This window comes from Variovorax sp. 10L426 (assembly GCF_056395305.1).
The window spans coordinates 44667-59361 of the sequence record NZ_JBFTJF010000021.1; the positions used below are offsets into that span (position 1 = coordinate 44667).

General features: G+C 65.4%; 15 protein-coding genes. 8 read left to right on the forward strand and 7 right to left on the reverse strand.

Features of this window, described 5'->3' with window-relative positions:
* Positions 1-54 precede the first annotated feature (54 nt).
* Together AC1DHL_RS25230 and AC1DHL_RS25235 are read right to left on the reverse strand one after the other, a co-directional pair.
* On the reverse strand, positions 55-693 hold the full coding sequence (locus AC1DHL_RS25230; protein ID WP_478104385.1) for a 3-oxoacid CoA-transferase subunit B: 639 nt from the start codon (positions 691-693) through the stop codon (positions 55-57).
* 92 nt (positions 694-785) lie between these two features.
* The gene (locus AC1DHL_RS25235) at positions 786-1589 is read right to left on the reverse strand and encodes a CoA transferase subunit A (RefSeq protein WP_478104386.1); all 804 of its coding nucleotides are present in this window, start codon (positions 1587-1589) and stop codon (positions 786-788) included.
* A 102-nt stretch (positions 1590-1691) separates the two neighbouring features.
* Here AC1DHL_RS25235 and AC1DHL_RS25240 point away from each other — a divergent pair, with 102 nt between their 5' ends.
* The 4 genes from AC1DHL_RS25240 to AC1DHL_RS25255 are packed head-to-tail and all read left to right on the forward strand — an operon-like array spanning position 1692 to position 5470.
* Positions 1692-2258, forward strand: coding sequence for a LuxR C-terminal-related transcriptional regulator (locus tag AC1DHL_RS25240; protein ID WP_478104438.1), 567 nt, complete (start codon positions 1692-1694; stop codon positions 2256-2258).
* A gap of 13 nt (positions 2259-2271) precedes the next feature.
* Positions 2272-3348, forward strand: a complete 1077-nt coding sequence (locus tag AC1DHL_RS25245) for an MBL fold metallo-hydrolase (RefSeq protein ID WP_478163760.1) — start codon at positions 2272-2274, stop codon at positions 3346-3348.
* Between the two features lie 59 nt (positions 3349-3407).
* Positions 3408-4349 carry a hypothetical protein gene (locus AC1DHL_RS25250; RefSeq protein ID WP_478163761.1) on the forward strand — a complete coding sequence of 314 codons (942 nt, stop codon included), beginning with the start codon at positions 3408-3410 and terminating at the stop codon, positions 4347-4349.
* Between the two features lie 35 nt (positions 4350-4384).
* On the forward strand, positions 4385-5470 hold the full coding sequence (locus AC1DHL_RS25255; protein WP_478163762.1) for a TAXI family TRAP transporter solute-binding subunit: 1086 nt from the start codon (positions 4385-4387) through the stop codon (positions 5468-5470).
* Positions 5471-5473: 3 nt separating this feature from the next.
* On the opposite strand, the gene AC1DHL_RS25260 is transcribed toward AC1DHL_RS25255, so the two are convergent.
* The 4 genes from AC1DHL_RS25260 to ada all read right to left on the reverse strand — a co-directional run bounded on the left by AC1DHL_RS25260 (position 5474) and on the right by ada (position 9514).
* On the reverse strand, positions 5474-6931 hold the full coding sequence (locus tag AC1DHL_RS25260) for an NCS1 family nucleobase:cation symporter-1 (RefSeq protein WP_478163763.1): 1458 nt from the start codon (positions 6929-6931) through the stop codon (positions 5474-5476).
* Between the two features lie 95 nt (positions 6932-7026).
* Positions 7027-7683 carry a DNA oxidative demethylase AlkB gene (gene alkB, locus AC1DHL_RS25265; RefSeq protein WP_478104392.1) on the reverse strand — a complete coding sequence of 219 codons (657 nt, stop codon included), beginning with the start codon at positions 7681-7683 and terminating at the stop codon, positions 7027-7029.
* Between the two features lie 14 nt (positions 7684-7697).
* Complete coding sequence (locus tag AC1DHL_RS25270; protein WP_478163764.1) at positions 7698-8435, reverse strand: 2OG-Fe(II) oxygenase; 738 nt, start codon at positions 8433-8435, stop codon at positions 7698-7700.
* On the reverse strand, positions 8432-9514 hold the full coding sequence (gene ada / locus AC1DHL_RS25275) for a bifunctional DNA-binding transcriptional regulator/O6-methylguanine-DNA methyltransferase Ada (protein ID WP_478104395.1): 1083 nt from the start codon (positions 9512-9514) through the stop codon (positions 8432-8434). Before ada ends, AC1DHL_RS25270 begins: the two co-directional genes overlap by 4 nt.
* A gap of 174 nt (positions 9515-9688) precedes the next feature.
* Here ada and AC1DHL_RS25280 point away from each other — a divergent pair, with 174 nt between their 5' ends.
* A complete protein-coding gene (locus tag AC1DHL_RS25280) occupies positions 9689-11287 on the forward strand; it encodes an OpgD/OpgG family glucan biosynthesis protein (protein ID WP_478104396.1) in 1599 nt (532 codons plus the stop codon).
* 109 nt (positions 11288-11396) lie between these two features.
* Here the strand turns inward: AC1DHL_RS25280 and AC1DHL_RS25285 are convergent, their stop codons facing one another.
* The gene (locus tag AC1DHL_RS25285) at positions 11397-11771 is read right to left on the reverse strand and encodes an FKBP-type peptidyl-prolyl cis-trans isomerase (RefSeq protein ID WP_478104439.1); all 375 of its coding nucleotides are present in this window, start codon (positions 11769-11771) and stop codon (positions 11397-11399) included.
* 128 nt (positions 11772-11899) lie between these two features.
* Between AC1DHL_RS25285 and AC1DHL_RS25290 the strand changes: the two genes are divergently transcribed.
* Genes AC1DHL_RS25290 through AC1DHL_RS25300 form a run of 3 tightly spaced genes read left to right on the forward strand, consistent with a single transcriptional unit; the run spans position 11900 to position 14692 of the window.
* Complete coding sequence (locus AC1DHL_RS25290; RefSeq protein WP_478104397.1) at positions 11900-13294, forward strand: ethanolamine ammonia-lyase subunit EutB; 1395 nt, start codon at positions 11900-11902, stop codon at positions 13292-13294.
* A complete protein-coding gene (gene eutC / locus AC1DHL_RS25295) occupies positions 13291-14082 on the forward strand; it encodes an ethanolamine ammonia-lyase subunit EutC (protein WP_478104399.1) in 792 nt (263 codons plus the stop codon). The genes AC1DHL_RS25290 and eutC overlap by 4 nt, the downstream gene beginning before the upstream one ends.
* Before the next feature lie 31 nt (positions 14083-14113).
* Positions 14114-14692 (forward strand): peroxidase-related enzyme, encoded by a 579-nt coding sequence (locus AC1DHL_RS25300; protein WP_478104400.1) that lies wholly within the window; start codon positions 14114-14116, stop codon positions 14690-14692.
* The last annotated feature ends 3 nt before the right edge of the window (positions 14693-14695 follow it).

Here is a 14695-nt window from a genome sequence, read left to right on the forward strand (position 1 = left end):
GTTCGCACGACCCTGCCCCTGCGCGCTAGAGAGCGCCTCTCATGACTGTTGCTGTTACTGGATCAGCTTGGGGCCGGTCTTCGACTGCAGCATCTCGAAGCTCACGCCCGGCGCGAGTTCGACGACCTTCAGGCCCTCGGGCACCACGTCCATCACGGCCAGGTCGGTGATGATGCGGTCGACCACGCCCACGCCCGTCAACGGCAGCGTGCACTTGTCGAGGATCTTGAGGTCTTCGGTGCCGTCCTTCTTCCGGGCGACGTGTTCCATCAGCACGATCACGCGCTTCACGCCGGCGACGAGATCCATCGCGCCGCCCATGCCCTTGACCATCTTGCCGGGGATCATCCAGTTGGCGAGGTCGCCCTTGCTGCTGACCTGCATCGCGCCGAGGATCGACAGGTTGATCTTGCCGCCGCGGATCATCGCGAAGCTGTCATGGCTGCCGAAGATGGCGGAGCCGGGAATGGTCGTCACGGTTTGCTTGCCGGCGTTGATGAGGTCGGCGTCGACCTGGTCTTCGGTCGGGAACGGGCCGATGCCCAGCATGCCGTTCTCGCTCTGCAGCCACACTTCCTTGTCGCCGACGAAGTTCGCGACGAGCGTGGGGATGCCGATGCCGAGGTTGACGTAGAAGCCGTCTTCGAGTTCTTGCGCCGCGCGTGCGGCCATCTGGTCTTGGGTCCAGGGCATATCAAGCCTCCCGCCGAGCCGCCTCAAGGGAGGCTTGCGCCCCCTCGGGGGGCAGAGAGGACACGAAGTGCCGAACGTGGGGGTTTTTCATTTCAGGCTCCTTTGTTCTTGATGGGGGCCGGAACGTCGCTGCCGGCTGCGGCCTGCGCAATCGCTGCCTGCGCCTGGACCTTGGCGGCCACGGCGTCGACCGGCGCCTCGGCGCTCACGGTGCGCTTCTCGATGCGCTTCTCGGGCGTGCTGTTGAGCACGATGCGATGCACGTAGATGCCCGGCAGGTGAATGTCGTCCGGTGCGATCTCACCGACCTCGACGATCTTCTCGACCTCGACGATGCAGATCTTGCCGGCCATCGCCGCAGCGGGGTTGAAGTTGCGCGCCGTCAGGCGGAAGCGCAGGTTGCCCGACTTGTCGGCGACGTCGGCCTTGACCAGTGCCACGTCAGGCACGAGCGAGCGTTCCATCACGTAGGTCTCGCCGTCGAATTCGCGAAGCTCCTTGCCCTCGGCCACCTGCGTGCCGACACCGGTCTTGGTGAAGAAGGCCGGGATGCCCGCACCGCCCGCGCGCAGCTTTTCGGCCAGCGTGCCCTGGGGCGTGAATTCGAGCTCCAGTTCGCCCGCGAGGTACTGGCGCTCGAACTCCTTGTTCTCGCCCACGTAGCTCGCGATCATCTTCTTGATCTGGCGCGTCCCGAGCAGCCTGCCGAGGCCGAAGCCGTCGACGCCGGCGTTGTTGGAGATGCAGGTGAGGTTCTTGACGCCGGAGTCGTGCAGTGCATCGATCAGCGCTTCGGGAATGCCGCAGAGGCCGAAGCCGCCGACGGCGAGTGTCTGGCCGTCGGCCACGACGCCCTTGAGCGCCGCGTCGGCGGAGGGGTAGATCTTGTTCGCCATGGTTCCTCGTTCGATGGTGGTGGTGGTGGTTGAATCTGAGCTTTCGACGATACTACGTATATGCATACGTAGTATTTCGTAATGGAGACACCCGACAAGGAATTGCAGACCATCGACTACCGGCTCGCCTTCGAACTCGCGCCGGTCGGCATGGTGCTTTCCAGTCACCGCAACATCATCGACTGCAATGCGCGCTTGTGCGAGATGTTCGGCACCACGCGCGATGCGCTGATCGGCCAATCCTTTCAGGTGCTGTACCCGAGCGTCGTCGAATTCGAGCGGATCGGCAAGCGGATGGAGCCCATCCTGAACACAAGCGGGCGCTATGCCGACAACCGGATGATGAAAAGGCTGGGCAACCTGCACGGCGCCTTTGCCGGCGAGACCTTCTGGTGCCACGTGAGCGGCCAGGCCCTCAACCGCGAAGCGCCGCACGAGGCAGGCATCTGGACCTTCGAGGACCTGGGCTCGCGGCGCTCCGGCAAGGCCGAACTCACGCCGCGCGAGCGCGAGGTCGCGGCACAGGTGATGCAGGGCCGGACATCCAAGGAAATCGGCAAGGCGCTCGCCATCAGCCACCGCACGGTCGAGATCCATCGCGCGCGGCTGATGCGCAAATACGCGGCGGCGACCACCGCGGAACTGGTGCAAAAGCTGATCGCGGGATAGATTGCGGCCAACGATGGCCTCCTCCGACGACCCCGGCAAACCACACCACCGCGCGCGCGGCTTCCAGAACAACTACATCGAGTTCCAGCCGAAGAGCCTTTCGGAACTCCTGAGTTGGCGCAGGGATGCGATCCGCAATCATCTGCCGCCCCCTCCTCTCGCGCCCACGCCGAGGGTGCCGCCCGACCTCTCATGGCTGCGCACCAACGCGGGCGCACGCGCCGAAATGGTGCCGGCCATCAATTGGGTCGGCCACGCCACGGTGCTGGCCCAGATGGGCGGGCTCACGGCGCTGACCGATCCGATGTTCTCCCAGCGGGCCTCGCCCGTGCCGCTGTTCGGCCCGAAGCGGCAGACGCCGCCCGGCATCGCGCTGGCCGACCTGCCGCACGTGGACCTGGTGCTGGTGTCGCACAACCATTACGACCATCTCGACCTGCCTTCCGTGGCCGCGCTGAACCGGCAGCCCGGCGGCCCGCCGCTCTTCGTCGTTCCGCTGGGCCTCAAGGCGTGGATGGCTTCGCACGACATTCGCAACGTGGTGGAACTGGACTGGTGGGATCGCCATCGCGTACCGGGACCGCAAGGCGACGTCGAAGTGGCGCTCGTACCCGCGCAGCACTGGTCGTCGCGAAGCCCGACCGACGCCATGGCGACACTGTGGGGCGGCTTTGTCGTTCTCGCGCCGGATTGCCACCTGCTCTTTACCGGCGACACGGGCTATTCGCGCGACTTCGCCGACATCCGCAGGCACTTCGCCGATCGGCAGACGCCCGCGCATGGCGGCGGCTTCGACATCGCGCTGATCCCCATCGGTGCCTACGCACCGCGCTGGTTCATGCAGACGCAACACGTGGACGTCGAGGAAGCGCTTCGAATCCACGGCGATGTCGGTGCCAAGCGGTCGCTCGGCATCCACTGGGGTGTCTTCAACCTGACCGACGAGGCACTGGACGAGCCGCCGAGAAAGTTGGCGGAACTGCGCGACGCATGGGGTATGTCGGAAGACCAGTTTTTCGTCCTTGCCGTAGGCGAGACACTTGAACTCGCGCCGCGAACGCCGGGCGGCGTTGGATCGACGGGAACGTAGGTCCAAAATGGCGCTGCTTCCGTCTCCGTGTAAGACATTCGTTCCCAGCAATGATGAACATGGCCGATCCGGACCCGTCGTACTCAGTGCCCTGCATGCATTGCGCTGCGCTGTTGCAGCATGGGGTCCGGATTTGTCCGTTCTGTGGCAAGGATCAGTCCGCCGTCCTCGACATTCCTGACGCGAAGCCGACTTCCGAGCCCGAGCGCGCTCCTTCCGGGGGCACTTCACGGGCGCCCATGGACGTGGTGGACTTCGCCGACACCGTGCAGCCGGAACAGCACGAGTCGCTTGGCTATCCCATCCCGACGACCGCTGCGGCCAACGACGAGTCAGACCCCGAGATCGGCCTCGTTCGCCCTGGCGCTTTCTGGCAGGAGGAAGTACTCGGAGATGGCAGCAGCCGCAGGCATTGGGCGGGCAGTTCCATCCTGCCGATTCGCCTCGTCATCAGCGTCCTGGCGGCGGGGGCACTGGTCGGGATCGCCCTGTTGATCGACAACCTGTATCTCGACAACGAAAGCGAGGCCGGCAGGCAGCGGGAGTTCAAGGCGAATGTGGAGCAGGTGCAGAGCGCCTTGAACCGTGGCGACTTCGGCGTCGCGGCGCGCGTGCTCGAGGAACTCGAGACCGACCACGCAGACGACCCCGGCGTGGAGGCCTTGAGAGACGCGTTCGATCGGCGACTGCAGGAGCAATCCAAGCGTGAACAGCTCCGCGACGCGGCGCAGAAGGCATCGAAGGCGATCGGAATTTCCGGGCCGGTCACGCCGCCGCCTCAGGTCCAGGTCCAGAGCCCGGTCCCGCCGCAACGTCGAGATTCCGCCCAGGAAGCGATCAAGGCGCTCGGACTCGGCGAGCCCGCCAAGCCGCAAGCCCCAGCAGCCCCAGCCCCAGCCCCAGCCCCAGCCGCAGCCCAAACCCCGACCCCACCGCCCCCCGAGCCAAAGGGAAACGACTGCAGTGGAACGCTTGCGGCGCTGGCTCTATGCCAGAAGTGACGAGAACAACCCATTAACTTCAATGGAGAGCCAGCATGCCCATCAGATCCCTACTGACCGCGCTGATGTTGATGGTCTTCGTGTCGTCAGGCCTTGCGCAGACCCGGGCGCAGTACAAGATCGTCACCGCATCGAAAACCGGCACCTACATCCAGATCGGCAATGACATCGCCAAGTATGTCGCCGAGCCTGCCGGCATCGACCTCGAAGTCCTCGAGTCGAAGGGCTCCGCCGAGAACATCTCTCGCATGCGCTTCGAGCCCGGCGTGAAGCTGGCCCTGGTGCAGTCCGACGTCTACCAGGCTTTCCTGGACGAGGCGAAGGCGGGCAACGCCGATGCGGGCAACATCATCCGCCCGCTGCGACTGATCATGCCGCTGTACGACGAGGAGATCTATTTCGTCGCCCGCGCCGACGCGCCGATCAATTCCATCCACGAAATCAAGAACAAGAAGATCAGCGTCGGACCCTTGGGCAGCGGCACGGCGCTCACCTCCAAGACGCTCTACAACCTGATGTTCGGAGAGCCCATGCCGGCGGCCAACACCGAGTATCTGGGCAACGAGGATGCGCTCGTCAAGCTCACGGTCGACAAGACGATCGATGTCGCGATCATCGTCGCCGGGCAGCCGGCCAAGCTGTTCGCGGACATGAAGCCGGAGGCGCGCAACTACATCAAGATCCTGAAGCTGGACGATGCGGCGCCGGAAACGGCGCGCGCGAAGAAGACCTACTTTCCCGCCGTGATACGCACCAGCAGCTACCCCTCATGGCTCACGGCCGACATCCCCACCCTGACGGTGAAGGCCTACCTGGTCACCTACGACTACAACCTGCAGTCCACCGTCGGGAATCTCGTCCGCTTTGCGGATTCGCTGTGCACGAATTTCGACAAGCTCCAGGCCAACGGCCATCCCAAGTGGAAGCAGGTGAAACTGGAACTGCCTCCCCTCAGCCAGGGGTGGCGCTATTACGCGCCCATGGAAAAGAGAATGCGCGCCTGCATCTCCGGCCAGGCGGCCACGGCCTCCGCCGCGCGGTCGACGAGCACCCGGGCGCAACCTGCGGCGCCGAGACCTTGCACGGATCAGGAGGTGGTGCTCGGGATCTGCAGGAAGTAGCCTTCAGGCGCGTGCTGCCACCACCGCTGCGCGCGGACGCAGCGTTGCCATCACGAGGTAGACACCGCCGCCGATCACCACGCCGAAGAACCAGCCGTAGATGTTCCACCAGGCCGGCAGCAAGCTGGTGAAGTTGGGCAGGAACGTGGAGAACACGCTGCCGATGCCTGCAGCCACCAGGGCGTTGACGTTCCAGCCGCCCTCATAGCGGTACTCGCCGTGCTCCTGGTACAGCGCGGGCACGTTGATGTTGGCCTTGGCCACGAGGTAGTAGTCGACCAGGATGACGCCCAGCAACGGCCCCATCGTGGAACCGATGGCGTTGACGAAGTGCGCGGCGTTTCCTTCCCAGGGCGCAAACGGATAGAGCACCAGGGCAATCGTCGCTGCGATGAGGCCGCCCTTCTTGAAGCTGATCTGCCGGGGGAAGGTATTGGAGATATCGAACGCCGCCGAGACGAAGTTGGCCACCACGTTGATGCCGAGCGTGGCCACCGCGAAGGTGATCGCGGCCACGAGCGCCAGGACCCAGCTGTCGAACTTCGCCGAGATCTGCTCGGGATGGAGCAGCACCTCGCCGTAGACCTTGAAGGCCGCGAGCGTGGTGACACCGGCGACAAGCGAGAACGCGACCAGGTTGATCGGCAGGCCCCAGAGGTTGCCCTTCCTCACGGCGTCCTTGTTCTTGGCATAGCGCGAGAAGTCGCAGAAGTTGAGGTAGAGCGCCGCGAAGTACGTGATCCATGTCGCGCCGACCGCCATCAGCGCCCAGAACGAGCCCGGCTCGCCGGGGACGCCGGCGTCCTGCGTCTTCTGGATCAGAGAATCCATCGGGATGCCGTGATCGAACGAGATTCCCCCGGCCTTGATGCACAGCCCGACCGCGAGCAGCAGCATGGCGCCCCAGACGGCCGGACCTGCCCAATCCTGGAACCGGCGCACGGTCTCCATGCCCTTCTGGATGATGAGCAGTTGCAGCCCCCAGATCACGAGGTAACAGATCACCTCCAGCCCCGAGTGGCCAAGGACATGCGTGCCCTTGTGGAACTCGAGCATGGCGTCGCTGCGGATCAGCAGCGCGACCACGGCGCCCGAGGCCGCCGCGGTTTGCGCGCCGTACCAGAAGCAGGCGACCACCGCCCGCACCATCGCCGCCAGGTTGGCACCCCAGACGCCGAATGAGGCGCGCGCGAGCACCGGATAGGGCACGCCTGTCTTTTCGCCGGCATAGCCGATCAGGTTCATCAGCCCGAAGATCACCAGCGAACTGAGTCCGATCGCGAGCAGGAAGTTGGTAAAGCTGCCGCACAGCAGGAACAGGCTGGCCGCCAGGTAGTAGCCCCAGAGGCTGTGAACGTCGGAAGTCCACACGTTGAAGATGCTGAAGGCACCCCAGTTTCGCTCCTTCGCGGGCGCCAGGTCTTCGTTGTAGAGGCCGGGAGACGGATTGCGAATTTCCATGGAAACCTCCTGTTCTGGCTGTGATTGGAGTGCAAGCCGATAGCCGATACACCTCGCATCATGCGACGTAGATGCCGGTTTTCCCAGGGGGTTGCTCAACCTGCCTTGCGAAAAGTGAGGTTGATGCGGCACGCCCCCATGAACGGATGGGCGCCCTCCTTCAACGGCAGCACGCCGTGGTAGTGCAAGCGCGCCGGCCCGCCCCAGATCACCACATCGCCATGACCGAGCGGCACGCGACGGGCCTTGTCAGTACGCTTCGGGCCACCGAACAGGAACACCACCGGAATGCCGAGCGACACGGAGACGATGGGCTGGCTGAAGTCGCGCTCGTTGCGGTCCTGATGCAGTGAAAGGCGCGTGCCCGGCTCGTAGCGGTTGACCAGGCATGCATCAGGCACGAAGTCCTGGAATCCGGCCTGCGAAGCCGCGTCGGCAGCCAGCCGCGTGAATGCGCCCGGCATGCGCGGCCAAGGGTGCTCGCTGTCGGGGTCGATCGCGTCATAACGGTAGCCCGTCCGATCGGTCACCCAGCCCAGCTCGCCGCAATTGGTCATCGCCACCGACATGCGGAAGCCACCCGGCGTGACCATGTGACGCAGCGGCGCCCGCTCAATCACCTGTTGAATGGCGGCGAGCAGCTCGGTCTCCCGGGTCTTGGCGAAGCGCCGCAAGACGACCGCGCCCGGCTCCAGGGGCTCCAGCGCGGGCAGCTCGGATTCAGCGGCGTCTTCGAACAAGTCCAGCGTCATGGGAGCCCTTGTCCTCACGCAGCGTCGTGAAAGATGATGCCTGCCGTATGGCGCCGCCCTGACCGAACCCGGCTCACGCCGTGGCGCAGGTTGACCCGATACGCCCCACGCGTGCCTTGCACCGGCCGGTGGTGCACCGCGATCACCGCCGCGTCGCCCTGCCGCAGCGGCAACACCATCGGCCGCGACTGCATCCGCGGCCGCTGCTCGGTCATCACGAACTCGCCGCCGGTGAAATCGCGACCGGGCTCCGACAGCAGGATCACGAGCTGCAGCGGAAAGACATGCTCGCCGTAAAGGTCCTGGTGCAAGCAGTTGTAGTCGTCAGGGCCGTATTGCAGCAACAGCGGCGTCGGGCGCATCTGGCCATCCGCATGGCAGCGCGCGATGAAATCTGCATGCACCTGCGGATAGCGCGCGTCGATCCCCATGACCTCGTTCCAGCGATTCGCGATCGGCGCAAGATGGGGATAGAACAGCGCGCGCAAGTCGCCGACGAGGTCCGGCAACGGATAGGCGAAGTACTTGTATTCCCCGCGGCCGAAGCCGTGCCGTTCCATCACGACGCGGCTGCGAAACAGCGTGTCGGCCGCATACAGCGCGGCGAGCGATTCGCACTCGGACGGGGTGAGCAGACCCTGGATCACGGCATTGCCCTGATCGTCCAGATCGTCGCTCACCTGTGCCCAATCGATCGCCGCCACGCGCGTGCCGGTTTCGTCGCGCACCGGCGATTTGTCCCGCGCGTTCATGCCGACTCTGCCTCCCGCTGAAGCAAGGCGCTCTTGCGCTCCACGCCCCAACGGTAGCCCGAGAGGCTGCCGTCGCTGCGAACCACCCGATGGCATGGGATCGCCACCGCCAGCGCGTTGGCGCCGCAGGCCTGTGCCACCGCACGCACCGACTTCGGCGCGCCGATGCGCTGCGCGATGTCGCTGTAGCTCGCGGTCTTGCCGGCCGGAATCTCGCGCAACGCCTGCCAGACGCGCTGCTGAAAGGCCGTGCCGCGCACGTCGAGCGGGAGGTCGAGCCCCACGCCCGGCGCCTCGACGAAGCCGACCACCTTCGCGACCAGCGCTTCGAACTCCGCGTCGCCGCCAATCAGTCGAGCCCGCGGAAACTGGTCCTGCAGATCGCGCGCCAAGGTTTCGGGGTCATCGCCCAATGCGATCGCGCAGATACCGCGGTCGCTTTGCGCAACCAGGATCGCGCCCAGCGCACATTGGCCGATGGCGAAGCGAATGTCCGTGTCGGCGCCGCCCGCCCTCCACGCCGTCGGCGTCATGCCCAGCATCTCGTTCGAGCTCGCGTAGAAACGGCCGTTCGAGTTGTAGCCGGCGTCGTAGATCGCGTCGGTCACGGTGTCGCTGCGCAGCAGTTCTCGCCGGACCCGGCTCGCGCGATGCGCCGCGGCGTAGGCCTTGGGCGTGACGCCGGTCACTTCCTTGAAGAGCCGATGAAAGTGCGAACTGCTGAGACCCGCCCGCTCTGCAAGCTCGTCCAGCGTCGGCGTCTGCTCTGCGCTTTCGATGAAGCGGCACTGCTCGGCCACCATCGCCGCGTGTTGCGCGGCCTGTGCAGGCGCGTCCGGCTTGCAGCGCCTGCAGGGACGAAAGCCTGCACGCTCGGCGTCGGCCGCCGTCGCATGAAAGGTCACGTTCTCGGGGCGGGCCTGGCGCGCCCCGCAGGAAGGCCGGCAATACACGCCGGTCGTACGGACCGAATAGAAGAAGCTGCCGTCCGCCGATGCATCGCGGGCCATCACGGCTGTCCAGCGCGGGTCGCTGACGGTGGCGAGGGCCCGCATCTCGTTGGGATTGCGCATGTTCATTTGCATCCTTCAGTCATGTCGTTGTCGATGCGTCCACTGTAGGGATCGATGGCCGGCGAGGCACTCCGGCTCTTGCTTTCGAATTCGATCGTAGGACGATACCGACATCGGCGTGCTTTCTTCAGCCCTCGGCCTACGGGGTCGATCTCGGAGCCTCGTTACCATTTGGGCCACATGATCGATCGTCGTTCACTCCTCACCGCCGGCAGTGCCTCCATGGTGCTCGCCGCCCTCGGCATTCCCGCCGAAGCACTCGCCGCCGCCGGGCTCAAGCTGAGCGAGCCCCGGCCCTTCTCCTTCGAACGTCTTGTTGCATTCGCAAAGTCGCTCGGCGCCAAGCCCTACGTCACGGACAAGTCCCTGCCTGCCGACGTGCTCGAGCGCATCGACTACGACGCGCACGGCAAGATCAAGTTCAACACCGACAACGCGCTGTTCCGGGATGGGCCGGGCCAGTTTCCGGTGACCTTCTTCCATCTCGGCCGCTTCTTCCAGGTTCCGGTTCACATGTACGTCCTGGAGAACGCGAGCGGCGACGGCTTTGCCCGCGAGATCGTCTACGACAGCGCCTACTTCACGATGCCTGCCGACAGCCCGGCGCGCCAGTTGCCGGACGGCGCAGGCTTCGCGGGCTTCCGCCTGCAGGAAAGCCGCCTCGGCGACCAGAAGAAGCTCCCGTGGCAGACGAACGATTGGGCGGCTTTCCTGGGCGCCTCGTACTTTCGCGCGATCGGCGAGCTCTACCAGTACGGCCTGTCCGCGCGCGGCATCGCGCTCGATGCGGCCATGCCCGACCGGGCCGAGGAGTTTCCGACCTTCACGCGCTTCTACTTCGAGCCGCCCGCGACGGACAGCGCGAACTCGATGACCATCTACGCGCTGCTCGAAGGGCCCAGCATCACCGGCGCCTACAAGTTCGTGCTCCAGCGCGACAAGGCGGTGCTGATGGAGATCGATGCGCGGCTCTTCCTGCGTCGCGACGTGGGCCGCTTCGGCCTGACGCCGCTGACTTCGATGTACTGGTATTCCGAAACGGTGAAGCCCACCGGCATCGACTGGCGGCCCGAGGTGCACGACTCCGACGGTTTGGCCATGTGGAACGGGGCCGGCGAGCGCATCTGGCGTCCGCTGAACAACCCCACGCAAACCCGCGCGTCGGCCTTCAGCGACACCAACCCGCGCGGGTTCGGGCTGCTCCAGCGCGACCGCTTGTTCGATCACTACCAGGACGGCGTCTACTACGACAAGCGCCCAAGCCTCTGGGTCGAGCCGCTCGGCAATTGGGGCGAAGGCACCGTGCAACTCATCGAGATCCCGACCGACGACGAGATCCACGACAACGTCCTCGCCTGCTGGGTGCCCAAGGCGCCGGCCACGGCGGGATCGAGCTACAACCTCAAGTACCGGCTGCACTGGGCGGCCGACGAGCCCTTTCCGTCGCCGCTCGCGCGCGTTGCGGCGACGCGCATCGGCCGCGGCGGACAGCCCGGCCAGCCAAGGCCGGCGGGCGTACGCAAGTTCATGGTCGAGTTCATCGGCAAGCCGCTGGAGTCATTGCCTTTCGGCACCAAGCCCGAACTGGTGCTGACGGCCTCGCGCGGCAAGTTCTCGTACATCTTTGCCGAAGCCGTGCCGAACGGCGTGCCGGGGCACTGGCGGGCGCAGTTCGATTTCACGGCTGAGGGGACAGAGCCCGTTGACATGCGGCTCTTCCTGAAGAACGGCGATCAGACGTTGTCCGAAACCTGGCTCTACCAGTTCCAGCCGTTCTAGCTGTTGCTCGCCCCCAGGTTGGCTCACTTCGTGTAGCCGCCCACCCCCTGCCGGGGGCAATACCGGCGGCCCGGCGAAGCCGGTTCCGCGGTATTTCTGGAATAAGGGATCAACGGCCCTTGATGGAAATTAGCTCGATCTCGAAATTGAGGGTGGCATTCGGCGGAATCACGCCGCCAGCGCCGCGGGTGCCGTAGGCGATGGCGGGCGGGCAGGTCAGCTTGGCCTTGCCGCCGACCTTCATCAACTGCACGCCTTCGGTCCAGCAGGGAATGACACCGCTCAGCGGGAACTCGGCGGGCTCGCCGCGCTTGTAGGAGCTGTCGAACTCCTTGCCGTCCGGGAATGTGCCGCGGTAGTTCACCTTCACCGTGTCGGTCGCCGCCGGCGACGGTCCCTTGCCGTCCACCAGCGACTGGAAGATCAGGCCGCTCGGCTTGGTGACGGGCGCCGATTGCGCGAAAGCTGCAGGCAGGCAGAACATCGAAACGGCGGTTGCAACAAGAATGGATCGCACGATATACCCTTGGTCGAATGAATGAACGGGCTCATTATTGCCGGGTGGCCCAGCCTACTTGCCCACTTTGGCATCGCTCTTGCACTTGACACACCATGCGCTACCGAACCACGATCGATTCGCAGGTCTTCGACTTCGTCGACCTGAAGCAGGTCATGGCCTTCGCGAGCCCGGCGCGCTCCGGCGACTATCTCGCCCAGATCGCCGCCGCCACCGCGCAACAACGCATGGCCGCGCGCCATGTGCTGGCGGAGACGCCGCTGAAACAGTTCCTCACCGAAGCGCTGGTGCCCTACGAGGACGACAACGTCACGCGGCTCATCATCGACGGGCACGATGCGCAGGCCTTCGCGCCGGTATCGCACCACACCGTCGGCGATTTTCGAAACTGGCTCTTGTCCGAACACGCGAGCACCGAATCGCTGACTGCCCTCGCGCCCGGACTCACGCCGGAAATGGTGGCCGCGGTGTCGAAGCTCATGCGCAACCAGGACCTCGTCGCGGTCGCGCGCAAATGCACCGTGGTCACGCGGTTCCGCGACACCATCGGCCTGCCCGGCCACCTCTCGGTGCGGCTGCAGCCCAATCACCCGACCGATGATCTTCACGGCGTGGCTGCGTCCATCCTCGACGGCCTGCTCATGGGGGCCGGCGACGCGGTGATCGGCATCAATCCGGCATCCGACAGCATGCCGGTGCTGGGCGACTTGCTGCGCATGCTCGACGAGGTGATCCAGCGCTTCGAGATCCCGACGCAAAGCTGCGTGCTGACCCATGTCACCCACACGTTGAAGCTGGCCGAATCCGGCGCGCCGGTCGACCTCGTGTTCCAATCGATCGGCGGCACCGAGAAAACCAATCGCTCCTTCGGCGTGACGCCCGAACTGCTCGACGAAGCGTATGCCGCCGCGCTGGCGATGAAGCGCGGGACGGTCGGAAGCAACGTCATGTACTTCGAAACCGGCCAGGGCAGCGCGCTGTCTGCCAATGCCAATTTCGGCGTCGACCAGCAGACCTGCGAGGCCCGCGCCTATGCGCTCGCACGGCGCTACAAGCCGCTGCTGATCAACACAGTGGTCGGCTTCATCGGGCCGGAATACCTCTACGACGGCAAGCAGATCATCCGGGCGGGCCTGGAGGATCACTTCTGCGGCAAGCTGCTCGGCCTGCCGCTGGGCTGCGACGTCTGCTACACCAACCACGCCGAAGCCGATCAGGACGACATGGACACGCTGCTGGTGCTGCTCGGCACCGCGGGCATCAACTTCATCATGGGCGTGCCGGGCGCGGACGACGTGATGCTCAACTACCAGAGCACCTCGTTCCATGACGCGCTTTTCATGCGCGAGACCATGGGCCTGAAACGCGCACCCGAGTTCGAAGCGTGGCTGCAGCGCATGCAGATCACCGATACGGCGGGTCGGCTCCAGCCGCCCTCTTCCAACCACCTGCTCGCCGACATGCACGCACTGAACGCCCTCGCCGGATGAAGAACGACCCGGTCAACCCAAGTCCATGGAGCGACTGGCGCAAGGCGACGCCGGCGCGGGTCGCGCTCGGCCGGGCCGGCGCGGGCATGCCGACCGACGAAGTGCTGCGCTTCGGATGGGCGCATGCAATGGCGCGCGACGCGATCCACGCCGCGCTCGATGTCGAAGCGCTGGCAGCATCGCTGGATGCCCAGGGCTGGGAGACCGCCCAAGTGCGCAGCCGCGCGACCGATCGAACGACCTATCTGCGCCGCCCCGACCTCGGCCGACAGCTCGACAGCGGCGATGCATCGCGCATGCGCTCGCTGGCTGGCTCGCCGACGGACATTTGCATCGTGATCGGCGACGGCTTGTCCTCGCTCGCCATCGATCGGCATGCGGTCCCGCTGCTGGCAGCGTTTCGGCAGCAGTTGCCGCCGACCCTCTCGCTCACGCCGATCGTGATCGCTTCGCAAGCGCGCGTGGCCCTGGCGGACGAGATCGCGGAAGACCTTGGCGCCCGCTTGTCGATCATGCTGATCGGCGAGCGCCCGGGCCTTAGTTCGCCCGACAGCTTGGGGGTCTACATCACTTACGCGCCACGCCGTGGGCGACACGACGCCGAGCGCAATTGCATCTCGAACATACGGCCCGAGGGACTTGGGTATGCCGCGGCCGCATTCAAGCTCGCGTGGCTTGTACGCGAATCGCTGCGACGCGGGCTGACCGGCATCGAGCTGAAGGATGAAAGCCATCTGGCAATGGTCGCAGCGGACGGCGGGCCGTCGACGCTCGGCAACTCCCTATGATCTGGCTCGTTCCCGCTCATCAGGAGACCTCATGACCGAACGCTATCCCCTGGCCGAACTCAAGGATTTGCCCGACGACATCCGCGCCACGATTCTCGAAGTCCAGGAAAAGGCCGGCTTCGTGCCCAACGTGTTCCTCGCGCTCGCGCGGCGACCGGCCGAATGGCGCGCTTTCTTCGCGTACCACGACGCGCTGATGCTGAAAGAGGAAGGGTCGCTGACCAAGGGCGACCGCGAAATGATCGTGACTGCCACGAGCGCGGCCAACCAATGCCTCTATTGCGTGGTGGCGCATGGCGCGCTGCTGCGCATCTACGAGAAGAAGCCGCTGGTTGCCGACCAGGTTGCGGTCAACTGGCGCAAGGCCGACATCACGCCGCGCCAGCATGCGATGCTCGAATTTGCGATGAAGGTCTGCGAGCGTTCACACGAGATCGACGAGAACGACTTCCCGCCGCTGCACGCACACGGCTTCAGCGACGAAGACATCTGGGACATTGCCGCGATCACCGCCTTCTTCGGCCTTTCGAATCGCATGGCCAGCTTCAGCGGCATGCAGCCGAACCCGGAGTTCTATCTGATGGGCCGGCTGCCGCGCGAGAAGAAATAGTTT

What these genes read in the sequence shown, in the direction of transcription:
- AC1DHL_RS25230 (WP_478104385.1), bottom strand. Translation starts at nt 693, where the DNA reads ATGCCCTGGACCCAAGACCAGATGGCCGCACGCGCGGCGCAAGAACTC.
- AC1DHL_RS25235 (WP_478104386.1), bottom strand. Translation starts at nt 1,589, where the DNA reads ATGGCGAACAAGATCTACCCCTCCGCCGACGCGGCGCTCAAGGGCGTC.
- AC1DHL_RS25245 (WP_478163760.1), top strand. Translation starts at nt 2,272, where the DNA reads ATGGCCTCCTCCGACGACCCCGGCAAACCACACCACCGCGCGCGCGGC.
- AC1DHL_RS25250 (WP_478163761.1), top strand. Translation starts at nt 3,408, where the DNA reads ATGGCCGATCCGGACCCGTCGTACTCAGTGCCCTGCATGCATTGCGCT.
- AC1DHL_RS25255 (WP_478163762.1), top strand. Translation starts at nt 4,385, where the DNA reads ATGCCCATCAGATCCCTACTGACCGCGCTGATGTTGATGGTCTTCGTG.
- AC1DHL_RS25260 (WP_478163763.1), bottom strand. Translation starts at nt 6,931, where the DNA reads ATGGAAATTCGCAATCCGTCTCCCGGCCTCTACAACGAAGACCTGGCG.
- alkB (WP_478104392.1), bottom strand. Translation starts at nt 7,683, where the DNA reads ATGACGCTGGACTTGTTCGAAGACGCCGCTGAATCCGAGCTGCCCGCG.
- AC1DHL_RS25270 (WP_478163764.1), bottom strand. Translation starts at nt 8,435, where the DNA reads ATGAACGCGCGGGACAAATCGCCGGTGCGCGACGAAACCGGCACGCGC.
- ada (WP_478104395.1), bottom strand. Translation starts at nt 9,514, where the DNA reads ATGAACATGCGCAATCCCAACGAGATGCGGGCCCTCGCCACCGTCAGC.
- AC1DHL_RS25280 (WP_478104396.1), top strand. Translation starts at nt 9,689, where the DNA reads ATGATCGATCGTCGTTCACTCCTCACCGCCGGCAGTGCCTCCATGGTG.
- AC1DHL_RS25285 (WP_478104439.1), bottom strand. Translation starts at nt 11,771, where the DNA reads ATGTTCTGCCTGCCTGCAGCTTTCGCGCAATCGGCGCCCGTCACCAAG.
- AC1DHL_RS25290 (WP_478104397.1), top strand. Translation starts at nt 11,900, where the DNA reads ATGCGCTACCGAACCACGATCGATTCGCAGGTCTTCGACTTCGTCGAC.
- eutC (WP_478104399.1), top strand. Translation starts at nt 13,291, where the DNA reads ATGAAGAACGACCCGGTCAACCCAAGTCCATGGAGCGACTGGCGCAAG.
- AC1DHL_RS25300 (WP_478104400.1), top strand. Translation starts at nt 14,114, where the DNA reads ATGACCGAACGCTATCCCCTGGCCGAACTCAAGGATTTGCCCGACGAC.